Raw genomic sequence first — 11939 nt, 5'->3', positions numbered from 1 at the left:
GAGCGGCGGCCGAGGTAGGGCAGGAAGCGCGGTGCGAGCACGGCCTCGTACAGGCGCCGGATCAGCTCCGCGTCCCCCTCGACACCGGCGACGAACACCGCGTCGGCGAGGTAGAAGCGCTCGGAGAGCGGCATCGACTTGCCCGAGTCGGCGTGGTGCGCGGTGTGGAAGTCCCGCATCCGCGAGCCGGGCTGGTCGATCCGTACGCCGAACCGCAGGGCCGTCAGGTCCGAGAGGTCCTCGTTCCGGGAGCGGCCCTCGGCCGCGGCGAGCAGTCCGAGCACCCCGCTTTTGGTGGGTGCGTTCTCCGTGCCGCGGCGGGTGAAACGGGCCGCCGAGCCCCAGGACTGGAGGGGCCCGGCCAGGCGCAGCAGCAGCACCGTCATGCGTCGGACCCCAGCCGACGCGCCACCTCGGCTCCGACTTCCTCCAGCAGTTCCTCCAGCGTGACCCGGGGGTCGAGGTCGGCGAGCGCCTTCGTGTCCTCGCCGACACGGAAGACCCACCCGCGGTCGCTGTCCTTCTTCGTCAGCCCGTACTGCTTCTCCAGCTCCGGCACGTGAGCGGCGAGGCGCCGGCAGCTCTGCTCCAGGAAGCCGCCTTCCTCGCCCTTTTGCACCGGCTTCTCGAAGGCCCCGATGAAGCTGACCGGTCGGCGGTCGCGCACCTTCACGATCACCGCCGAGGGCAGGGTGTGGTTGCCGAAGGTGTTGATCTTCCCGGTCGGGAGGGAGGTGATGAAGGCTTCGAGGAAGGCGGTGACCGCCTTCTCCACCGGGGTGCCGGGTGACTCGTCCTCCCGGAGTCCGGCACCGAGGTTGCGCCGCAGCTCGTCGACGTCCACGGCGGCGTACCGGTAGAGGGTCGCCGAGTTGAAGTCGATGGTGCCGATCATCCCGGCGCCGGTTTCCTCATCCGTGTTGAGGTCGTCCACCGCGGTGTAGTAGTCGGACTCGATCTCCGACTTGTGCACGCTGAGGGCGTGGGCCACCTGCGTGGCCGCCTCCACGCTGAGGTCGGCGGAGTCAGCAACCATCCGTCCGAAGAGCGCGATGTCCACCGAATGCCGGGTGTCGACCGCCTCCCGTGCCCGGGCCTTGTTCTCCTTGTTCTTGAGGTGTTCCTCCAGCGCCTTCACGTCCTTGCCGGGGCCGCTGCCCGCGATGGCCAGCTCGGCGAGGGCGTCCAGCTGCCTCCTGCTGAGGAACATCAGGTACGAGGACTCCGGCGCCGCGGAGCCGTCCTCCTTCTTCTCCTTGCGCTTGGGGACCGTGATGTCCGAGCCGGTCGCCGCCTTCAGGATCTTGGCGGCGAGGTCGACCGCCACCGATTCCATCGACGTGTCCCGGGCGATGATTCGCTCGGCCAGGGCCTCGGCCACCTTCTTCGTCCGGACGCCGAGTTCCTCGGGGGGCAGAAGCTCGTTGAACGCCTTCCGGGTGGCGCGCTTCCACGCCTGGCTGGAGACCCGCGCCCGGCGAACTCCCCCGAAGTACGCTGACTTGGGCGTTCCGGTGTCGTCACGGTTCAGATTGCTCGGCGGGACGGTCTGGAGGATGTGGATGTCGAGGATGGTTCGGGTCACCGTGGTTCCGTTCTGCTTGTGATCTTGTGGTGTTTCGTCGATGTGCGGCGCCGGTGGGCGGTGCCGGAGCCCCGGCGCCGGGATGAGCGGCGAGGGTTAGTCACCCGCGTCGGCGCTGGTGAAGTCCGGCAGGTCCTCATCGAGGGGAGAGGCCCCGTCCCCCTCCTCGCTCCCGGGCTCGGTCCCGCCGTAGGCGAAGTGGAACTCGCGGCCCCAGGCGCGTCGGACCTCGTCGCGGCGGTTCTCGTTCTGCCACAGGTGGAGTTGGTCGGCGAGAAGTCCGTAGTCCAGGGGAATCCGCGAGGCGCGCAGCAGCAGCACCATCTCGCGCAGGCGGACACCCAGGGTCTCGATATCGGTCGACGTGCCGATCCGCACGAAGCGTTTGCGGATGGTCGGGCTGATCTCCTCGACCGGCTCGGAGTCAGCCCGCTTGTCGTCGCCCGGTTCTTTCTCGGCGTCGGAAGGCTCGGAGCGGTCACGTGTGCCGGACTTGCCGTGGGCCAGCCGCCGTACCGAACGGCCGAGGGGCCAGCCGGAGACGTGCATCGGTTCGTCGCGAAGGGATTGTTGGTGCAGGGCCCAGAGGGTGACGGCGAGGTGCACCGCCTCCTCTTCGCGCTCCGCCTCCCGCTCGTCCATCCGACGAGGCGGGGAGGAGAGGTGCCGGGGTGCGGGCGTGCCTTCGTGACGCTCCTCTTCCTTCCGACGTTCCTCCTCCCGGAGTTCGGTCAGGGCCTCCAGGTGGCTGAGTCCCCACCCGGTGGGGGAGGCGTACACCCTCCGGCCGGCCTCGCGCCGCAGTCGGGCCACCGCCGCCACGGCGGCCGGAGCGTCCTGCCGGTATCCGGCCTGCAGGCGGGGGATGGTGCGAAGCGTGGCCCGGCGGGGGAGGTGGTGCCGGTCGCCGCTTCCGGTGCGGGTGGAGCCGTCTCCGCCGTCGGCGGGACGGGTGCTCGTGGTCATGATGGGTTCTCCGTACGGTTGTCGCGGGCGGTGCCCGGACCGGCTCAACGGGAGGAAGTGGGGGTGCTTGCGGCGGGGTGTTCCCCGGCCGGTCCCAGCACCCTGTTCAGACGGTGGATGAACCAGTTGTGGGCGCGGCCGGCGTCCACCAAGCGGATCCCGATGCCGGGGACATCCGTTATCCGTCCCTCGTCCGCGGCTGGCCCGGCGGAGGCGAGGAGTTGACGGCCGAGCCGCAGGACGTGTCGGCGGACCGTGCGTCGCCACTCCCGGCGTGCCGTGGTCGGATCGGGATAGGCCAACAGGTCCTTCAACCAGGCCCGGTACGGTCCGTCCAGCGTTCCGAAACCCAGGTCACGGGCGGTATTGATGGAGGGTTGGGGATCCGTGCCGGCGGCCCGAGCGAGGTTCCCGGCGAGGTGGCCCAGCACGGCCACCGCCAGCTCGGCCTCGTGGACCGCGTCCACGGCCGCGGCGCCGTACACCGGGTTCTTCTCGTGCAGGGTGATCACCGGCAGCACCACCGAGTCGTCCACGATCTCGTCCACCACGGACTGCTGGGTGCCGTACACCGCGCCGACCAGGCGCAGCCGGATCAGCGTGCCCGGGGCGATCTCGGTGGAGGTGATGACCCGGGCGAACCATTCGGCCACCCCGGGGCGCAGGGCCTCGGCCGCCTCCCCCTGCTTTCCGGTGTCCGCCTCCCGTTGCCGGGCCGGCAGCAGCGATCCCAGGCCGCGCCACGCCGCTCGGCTCGGGTCGTGCCGCCGCGGTGTGTACACCGGCACCCGGCGCTGCTTCTTCTCCTGTGTCGGGCTGCGACGCCAACCCGACATCGGCTCCACCTTCCACGGCGCGGGGAGGGCGAGCGGGTCGCCGTAGCCGAGGACCACACCGGTCACCGCGCCGTTCTCGGCGTGCAGCCGGATCCGTCGGGACTGCCAGGTGTAGAGGTCCCGCAGACCGGTGGGGTGGGCGCCACCGGAGTCCTCCCCGCGCGGCCCGGGGCCCGGCGGGGGACGCCGCCACACGGGACGGTCCTCGCCCCGCTCACCGTCCTCCGACTTCTCGTACGCGTCCTCGAAGGCGATGAGGTTGAGCAGCAGGGTTTCCCGCAGCGTGGAGCCCTCGGCGAAGACCCCTCCCAGATTGCCCAGGGAGCCCACGCCCAGGGGATAGACCTTCCCCTTCTTCGCCCGCTCCTCGTCGCCCACCATGGCGGACTTGATGCCGGAGGTGTCGTAGGCGTGGGTGTGCACCAACCATCGGGCGGCTTCGGCGTACGGGAGCCGGTCGACTCCCGGGCGCCGCATGGAGAAGAAGACGGTGCCCACCGGGACGTCGGCGACGATCCGGCTGAGCGGAGCCACCTCCTGCTTCGCGGTACACAACCCCGCCACCTGATAGAACGGATGTTCGGGATGGAACAGGTCGAAGCGTTCGCGGTGGCGTTCGAGGTACGCCGGGAGGCCGGAGAAGGGATCCGGCGACAGCCACAGATCCTCCCAGTCCTCGATCTCGGCGGGGCCGTCCAGGGCGTCGTACACGATCGCCAGCAGCAGACGCAGCAGGGCCATCTCCTGCGTGGGCACATCCCCCACCAGCCGCCGCAGGTCGCCCGCCCGGGCGAAGAGGTCGAGCAGGGACAGCTCCTCGACCGTCCCGTCGAGCCGTTGCACGGGCAGCCACGGGGAGGAGACCAGATCGAAGGACGGCGGGCCGGTGGCCGCCGACGGCTCCGTACTCACCGAACTTCCCTCCGCGCGCTCCCCGCTCGCGGGAGTGCCGCTAACCGGCACTCCCGCCGGTGCTTCCCCATCACGCCTGTACTGCTCACCTTGATCACTTTCTTCCGACCCGGGTCCGCCCTCGGGCGGACCCGGGGTGTTCGCGGGCACGCCGGAGGGAGCCACCCGCAGTCCGTCGACCGGGCTGTACGTGAGGTCGAAGCCTGCCAGTCGGGTCTGACAACGCTCATCGAGGACGAGCAACAGCTCGCCGGCCAGCCAGGGGCACTCCTTCACCTGCCAGGCCGGGACCAGGAAACGCTCCAACTCGGGGATGACGCGGTCGATCAACCAGGGCTTGGCGAAACGCCCCGGCAGGGTGAGGGCGCTCGCGGCGACCGCCTCGGCGGCGCGGCGGCTCGGCGGGAAATCGGTGGGCAACTCCAGGCCGCCCCGTCCGCCCTCCTCGCCACCGTCCAGCCACGGCACGGTGGTCAGCCGACCGTCCGCCCGCCGCTGGATGACCAGCACCTCCAGGGTCTCCTCGCTGTCCCGCACCTGGGCGCGGCCCTTGCTGCTGTCGTCGGCGTCCCCGGCGTGGGCCTCCAACCACCCGTACACCGGCCGACCCGGTCGCCGCACCCGATCCAGGAGGAACCCCTCCGCCTTGTCCCGCTTCTCCGACAGCAGCGCGCGGTGCTTCCGGTGGGCCTCGGCCAGTTCCTCAGCCCACGTCTCCGGCCCGACCTCCTCCTCGCCGTAGGCGCTCTGCACCAGCGGGCTGATGTCGGCGGGAAGCCGCAGGGGCTTGCCGTCCAGATGGGGTTCGAGCACGGCCAGCGCACGCAGGAGCGTGTAGTCGCCCTGGTAGACGGCTCGCGATCCCTTGACGGGTGAGGGCGGCGTCGCCTCCCAGTCCACGCCGGTCACCAGGCAGCGCGCCCGGGCCAGCCTCTGCGGGCGTCGTCGCGGATGCCGGTGCAACCGGCCCATCCGCTGCAACACCAGGTCCACCGGGGCGAGATCGGTGACCAGCACGTCGAAGTCGATGTCCAGGGACTGCTCCACCACCTGGCTGGCCACCACCACGTGCCGCTCGGGCCGCCCCTCGCCCCCCGGGCCGAACCGTGCCCCCAGATCCGCGTCCTTCGCCGCCCGGTCGGCGGCCAGGAAACGGGAGTGCGTCACCGTCACCGCGTCATCGCCGAACCGCTCCCGCAGCACCTCGGCGGCCTCCAGGACCCGGTCGACCGTGTTGCGCACGACCAGGGCACAACCGCCGTCGGCCAGCTCCTCCTCCAACCGGTCGGCCAGGACCGTCACGTCATCATCCAGCCGCTCCACCACCACATCCGTATCGCGCCCCGAGTCGAACGCGGGCCGAATGGTGAGAGCCGGACGATCCGGGGCGACGGCCGTGATCAGGGGGTAGGCGTCCGCCGCCACCTCCACGTCCGCCCCCGCCGACCCCGCGTAGGCGGCGGCCAGAGCACGCCTGCGCTCGGCCGGGAGGGTCGCGGAGAGCAGCACCACCGGCACCCGGTACGCCGCCAACCACTCCAGGACCCGGTCCAGGTACCGCCCCATGTACGCGTCGTAGGCGTGCACCTCGTCGATGATCACGACCTTGCCCGCCACCGCCAGATGCCGCAGCGCCAGATGTCGACTCTTCAGCCCGGCGAACAGCACCTGATCGATGGTGCCCACCGCGAACGACGCGAGGAGCTGCTTCTTCCGCCCCCGCAGCCACTGATGGGCATGAAGTTCGGCCGGTCGGGCGCCCTTCGTCCCTGCCTCACCGACACGCTCCTCCCCGTCCGGATCCACCGCGGCGATGGTCCGGTGTCCCTGTTTCAACAGGCCGGCCCACAGGCCGTTGAGCGCCGCCTTGGCATGGGCCAGGACGACGGAGCGGGGTTCCCCGTCGCTCGCGGGCAGCTGTTCCACCCAGTTCATCAGCCGGGAGAACATGGCGTCGGAGGTGGCCCGGGTGGGCAGCGCCACCAGTACGCCACCGGCACCTGCCCGGGCGGCGAGAACCTCGGCCGCGGCGAGGGCGGCCTCGGTCTTCCCCGCACCCATGGCCGCCTCGACCATGATCAGTCCGGCTGTGGGCATGGAACGCGCCACGCGGACCGCCTCCTCCTGGACCGGCCGCACCTTCGCGCCCCTCAACTTCGGGAACCGCTTCGCGAACAGTTCCCCGGCCGACTCCCGCGGCATCCCGGGCGCCCAGGGCTTCGGCAGGTCGAGACCGTCCCACGCCGCCCGCAACCGGCGCCGTTCACCGATCGGCCCGGCGGGAAGCCAGCTCTCGGGGTCGTAGGGGAAGAGCTCCGAAGCGCTGGCGATCCAGTCGGAGACGATCACCAGGGCGGTCAGGATCACCTGCACGGGCTGGGGCAACCGCACGGTCCCCCACTCCGGCAGCCGGTTCGTCACCCCCGCCAGATCGGCGCAACCATCCATCAACTCGTACTGAACCCGGCGCCACACCTCCTCGCTCGGCCCCGGATGCCGCAGGAGGTGCGGCCGCAATTGGAGGTCGTGGATCTGCTGGTGGTCGGGGGGCGTGCCGTGGTGACCACCCGCCACGACGGCGAACTGCCCGGAGGCCCGCCCGGCGAGCCCGAACCGTTCCTCCATCCACTCCTGCAGGAGCAGTTGGCCCGCCAACCCGTGGGGCGCCAGCCGTCGGTCCAGCCCGTAATCCTTCTTCAACGGCATGTCGAGGCCGACGTCCCGCATGCGATCGGCCAGGGTGTCGACCTGGCAGGCGAAGGCGGGTGTGGCCTTGCCGATGTCGTGCGCGGTCGCGAGAAACCGCACGAGCTTGCGGGCGTCCTCCTCCCCACCCGGCAGTACCCCGGACACCAACTCCTTGATGGCGTGGGGCACCCACTGCTCCCACAGCTCCCCGGCGACGCCTCCGCTGTCCGCCATGTGCCGCCACAAGGGCAGCCAACCCTCCGTCTTCCGGTCGTGCTTCGCCCATGCCGCTCGTGCGGCCCGGGACAACCCGGCGAAAGGAGCCTCGCCGTCATCGAACTCCGTGATCACAGGGGTATGGAACACGCCCGAGGCCCCTTGTGCGGGTCTTCCCGCAAAATGCGCACATGGAGCAGGGTGGGATGATAAAGGGCCCACGACGAGCGCGAACGAAGCAACGATGGCTTCCCGCTTCAGCCTCCGCCGGCACAGGAAGCCACGGCTACCAGCTGTTCCCCGGAGTTCACGGACGCCGGGACGAGAGGCATCCGGTGATCACGTGACTCCGGAGAACGCGATGGCCGGATTCGGCAACGCCCGCCACTCCGGGCCGGCTTCGCCGAGCCGTGTGCACGCCCCACACGGCTCGGAAGGGCGGAGGCCCGCCTCCGTCGAAGGGGCCGGGACCGCAGGCGGCTTTCCTGCGGCGGGCCTGGTCAGGCGGCTTTGTTCCTGGGGGCGAGTTGGGAGACGCGCTGGTAGGAAATGCCCAGGGCCTTGCCGGCGTCACGCACGGAGAAGCCGCGTGATGTCAGTTCCTCGGCGGCTCGGCGCAGAGCCGCCGCCTCGGCCTTTTCCGCCGCGAGGGCCGCGGCGCGTGCCGCCTCCAGTTCGGAGAGTGCGGCGGCGGCCACCTCGTCGGCGGGTACGAGGTCGACGGTGAAGGAGGTCTCCGGGATGTCGAGGAGCATGCTGATGACGTCGGCGGCCATCTCCTCGGCCTCCGCCCAGGTGCGCCCCTGGGTGACACCGACGTGGTTCGGCGGCAGGCCGTGCACCTCGACCACCCAGTAGTTGCCGTCGCGGGTGGCTGTGGCCTTGTACCGGGCCCTTGTTTCGGAGGGGACCTTCCCGCCCGTCTCCGTCTCCGTCTTCGCGGTGGCCCGTACTGCTGTTCTCGTCTTCTGCGCGGTCCTGGTCATCGCTCGTCCTCTCCTTCGGGCGATGGGCCCAGCGGGCTCAGGACTCGACGTCCTGAGCCCGCTGGATGATCGCCTTGGCTGTGCCTTCGGCGATCTCGTTGTGCCTCGGGACGGGGATGGTGAGAGGGCCGAAGGACCAGATCTCGTGTTTCCCCTGTCGCTCGAGGGCGAAGCGCACTCCTTTCTCGGCTGCCAGCATGTTCAGCGTCCGAATGAGCTCTCTTCGCTTCACGTCGTGGTTCTAGCGTAGGCGAACACTACGTGTCTAATCCATGCGAACACGTTCGGCAAGGCGAGTCACCGAGAAGGGTTGGCCCACGGGGATATCAGAGCCGCTCTCCGGTGAACGGTGACCTCCCGCCGGCTCCGGGCGAATGATGTGCCGAACCTCGGGGCGGACGCTGCCGCCGAAACCCAAGGTCTTCATTCGCCCCTGACGGATGGGACCACCCCCGCAGGCGCGGGGAACACGCGTTTGCCTTCGCGCTCCGTGACCAGCCGCTGGGACCACCCCCGCAGGCGCGGGGAGCACGCGTGCCGGCACGCTGGTGAGCAGCTGCGTCTGGGACCACCCCCGCAGGCGCGGGGAGCACGCCCCCGGCACCCGCCTGACCGGCATTCGGCAGGGACCACCCCCGCAGGCGCGGGGAGCACCCTGTCGGGGATGTGGGCGGGGTACACGCTGCGGGACCACCCCCGCAGGCGCGGGGAGCACGCGCACTACCGGGACCGCATCTACTCCGGCGAGGGACCACCCCCGCAGGCGCGGGGAGCACTACCGCCGGCTGATCACTCAGCCCGTCGCCGCGGGACCACCCCCGCAGGCGCGGGGAGCACCTCGACCTCACCTCGGGTGCGCTCGATGTAGCGGGACCACCCCCGCAGGCGCGGGGAGCACCACCCGCCTATACCCCGACCCGCTCATGGGCGGGGACCACCCCCGCAGGCGCGGGGAGCACCAGCAGCCGCCCGCCCGCCCTCGTGAGGTTGCGGGACCACCCCCGCAGGCGCGGGGAGCACCGTCCTCGCCGCCCTCCTCACCGCAGCCACGTGGGGACCACCCCCGCAGGCGCGGGGAGCACTCATCTCTCGTTCCTTCGGGTGGTCGGTCGGGTGAGGGGGACCACCCCCGCAGGCGCGGGGAGCACAGCAGGATCGCGTGGATGTGGGGATGCCAGCCGGGACCACCCCCGCAGGCGCGGGGAGCACTCCGTCCGCACCGAAAGGAGAACCGGCTAAGTGGGGACCACCCCCGCAGGCGCGGGGAGCACCGCAACGGCGTGCCCACGAGGTGAAGCCACGCGGGACCACCCCCGCAGGCGCGGGGAGCACTCCGCTCACAGATGAGCAATGACCGAACCCCCGGGACCACCCCCGCAGGCGCGGGGAGCACTGCAGGAGGATCCAGCCGGTCCGCTCGTCCGGGGGACCACCCCCGCAGGCGCGGGGAGCACGGCGGCGGCGGGTCGCCGTTGATCTCCCAGTCGGGACCACCCCCGCAGGCGCGGGGAGCACGGGGCGCCTGGAACGCCTTCCGTACCGCGACGGGGACCACCCCCGCAGGCGCGGGGAGCACGGGTTCCACACGGTGTTCAGCGACCCGCTGCCGGGACCACCCCCGCAGGCGCGGGGAGCACGGCATGGGCCCGGGCGCCGTCCCCCCGCACCTGGGACCACCCCCGCAGGCGCGGGGAGCACCGGTGGCGGCGCCCAGGAGGAGCGGCACGATGGGGACCACCCCCGCAGGCGCGGGGAGCACCGGTGGCGGCGCCCAGGAGGAGCGGCACGATGGGGACCACCCCCGCAGGCGCGGGGAGCACAGCTGCACCGACTCGTTCCGCAGGCCGGTCGGGGGACCACCCCCGCAGGCGCGGGGAGCACACCGGCCACAAGTGGGTGAGCACCCGGTACGAGGGACCACCCCCGCAGGCGCGGGGAGCACTGCCCCCGCCTCTCCCGGCGGGGGCACGCTCGGGGACCACCCCCGCAGGCGCGGGGAGCACCTCCAGTTCCCAGGCGAGCTGCTCGCGCTCGCGGGACCACCCCCGCAGGCGCGGGGAGCACGTCGGCGGCGCAGCCGCCAGGCGCGCTCTGCGGGGACCACCCCCGCAGGCGCGGGGAGCACTACGCCCGGCTGCTGCGCGCGATCGGCATGGAGGGACCACCCCCGCAGGCGCGGGGAGCACTGATCAGTAACGGGTGAGTAACGGTGCCGGTCGGGACCACCCCCGCAGGCGCGGGGAGCACAGGGCGGCGGCGGCGGTGTTGATGGCGGGCCGGGGACCACCCCCGCAGGCGCGGGGAGCACTCGACCCGCTCCAGGGCCAGCAGCTCCGCCGAGGGACCACCCCCGCAGGCGCGGGGAGCACGCGGGCGGCCCGGGGCACGGGCAGGCCCGTGCGGGACCACCCCCGCAGGCGCGGGGAGCACGGTGTCGGGGAAGTGGCGCACGCGGGGGCGGGGGGACCACCCCCGCAGGCGCGGGGAGCACACCCTCGTGATGAGTTCGATCGCCGGCGCCGCGGGACCACCCCCGCAGGCGCGGGGAGCACGTCCCAGAAGGCGCCGGCGAGGGCGCCGGCGCGGGACCACCCCCGCAGGCGCGGGGAGCACGACGGGGGCGGCCAGGCGGTGGAACTCGCCGCGGGACCACCCCCGCAGGCGCGGGGAGCACCGAAAACTCCTCAAAACTTTTTGCCCAAACTGGGGACCACCCCCGCAGGCGCGGGGAGCACTGCCAGCCGTAGCAGCGGTCGCACTCCCAGCGGGGACCACCCCCGCAGGCGCGGGGAGCACTGCGGCCCCGGGCGGCGGGGGAGGCCCGCCACTGGACCACCCCCGCAGGCGCGGGGAGCACAGGCCACGAAGGCGGCCACGGTTCTCCGTAACGGGACCACCCCCGCAGGCGCGGGGAGCACTTCCACACGTTCCGGAGGATCCCGGCGAGTTCGGGACCACCCCCGCAGGCGCGGGGAGCACATGACGCCCTCGGAGGACCAGGAGCCGGAGGAGGGACCACCCCCGCAGGCGCGGGGAGCACAGACCGAGCGCGAAAGGCACGGTCAGAACGTTGGGACCACCCCCGCAGGCGCGGGGAGCACCCCACGCTCGGCGCGGTAGGACTCTACGACGTGGGACCACCCCCGCAGGCGCGGGGAGCACTCCCGTAGACGCGGTATCTCAGTCGATCCATGGGGACCACCCCCGCAGGCGCGGGGAGCACGGTCGCGGAACGCTCCGCGCGCTCGATGTCGAGGGGACCACCCCCGCAGGCGCGGGGAGCACCCTACGGCGTGACGCCCCCACGATCGACCTATGGGACCACCCCCGCAGGCGCGGGGAGCACTGCACCGGGTCGCCGGTCACCGACCCGTAGGCGGGACCACCCCCGCAGGCGCGGGGAGCACAGGAGCCGACCTGCGTCTTTATCCCGCGAGGAGCCTGTTTTTACTCACTAGCAGAGATTCCGACATAGGGTGCAATCCTGGTATTTCGGTCGAAGGGTTGAGCGGGTTCTTCGACTCTATCGGTTCTCCGACGCACCGTTGTTGAGTCGCCTTGTTCCTGCCTCTGGTCCGGGGCGTTCGGGAGGTGTGGCTTCTCGGTGGATCTCCCGGTGCTCGGGTGATGGGGCGCCGGGGGTGGTTGTGAATGTCGGAGGTGAAGCCCTGTTCGTTGTTGAGCCTGTGGGTGAGCGGAGCGCATTCGGGGTGCTGTGTGGGCCCTCGGCCGGGAAGCGGGGGGTGGGGT

The 11939-nt window shown here is 71.8% G+C and carries 6 protein-coding genes and 1 CRISPR repeat array; all 6 genes read right to left on the bottom strand.

Going from position 1 to position 11939, the window contains the following annotated elements; translation table 11 throughout:
• The coding region (gene cas5e / locus FOE67_RS05850; protein ID WP_182661147.1) for a type I-E CRISPR-associated protein Cas5/CasD at window positions 1–386 on the bottom strand (386 nt) is incomplete at its 3' end.
• Window positions 383–1585, bottom strand: a complete 1203-nt coding sequence (gene cas7e / locus FOE67_RS05845; RefSeq protein WP_182661145.1) for a type I-E CRISPR-associated protein Cas7/Cse4/CasC — start codon at window positions 1583–1585, stop codon at window positions 383–385. The genes cas5e and cas7e, both read right to left, overlap by 4 nt.
• Window positions 1586–1681: 96 nt before the next feature.
• Complete coding sequence (casB, locus tag FOE67_RS05840) at window positions 1682–2551, bottom strand: type I-E CRISPR-associated protein Cse2/CasB (protein WP_182661143.1); 870 nt, start codon at window positions 2549–2551, stop codon at window positions 1682–1684.
• A gap of 44 nt (window positions 2552–2595) precedes the next feature.
• A complete protein-coding gene (gene casA / locus FOE67_RS05835; protein ID WP_323384313.1) occupies window positions 2596–7338 on the bottom strand; it encodes a type I-E CRISPR-associated protein Cse1/CasA in 4743 nt (1580 codons plus the stop codon).
• Between the two features lie 365 nt (window positions 7339–7703).
• Window positions 7704–8189 carry a type II toxin-antitoxin system HicB family antitoxin gene (locus tag FOE67_RS05830; protein WP_194443987.1) on the bottom strand — a complete coding sequence of 162 codons (486 nt, stop codon included), beginning with the start codon at window positions 8187–8189 and terminating at the stop codon, window positions 7704–7706.
• 37 nt (window positions 8190–8226) lie between these two features.
• The gene (locus FOE67_RS05825) at window positions 8227–8421 is read right to left on the bottom strand and encodes a type II toxin-antitoxin system HicA family toxin (RefSeq protein WP_143618060.1); all 195 of its coding nucleotides are present in this window, start codon (window positions 8419–8421) and stop codon (window positions 8227–8229) included.
• Window positions 8422–8631: 210 nt separating this feature from the next.
• Window positions 8632–11596: a CRISPR direct-repeat array (repeat unit 29 nt; unit sequence GGGACCACCCCCGCAGGCGCGGGGAGCAC).
• Window positions 11597–11939: the final 343 nt, after the last annotated feature.

Source organism: Streptomyces calidiresistens, from assembly GCF_014141525.1.
Lineage (GTDB): Bacteria > Actinomycetota > Actinomycetes > Streptomycetales > Streptomycetaceae > Streptomyces > Streptomyces calidiresistens.
This window is presented reverse-complemented; position numbering and strand designations above follow the sequence as displayed.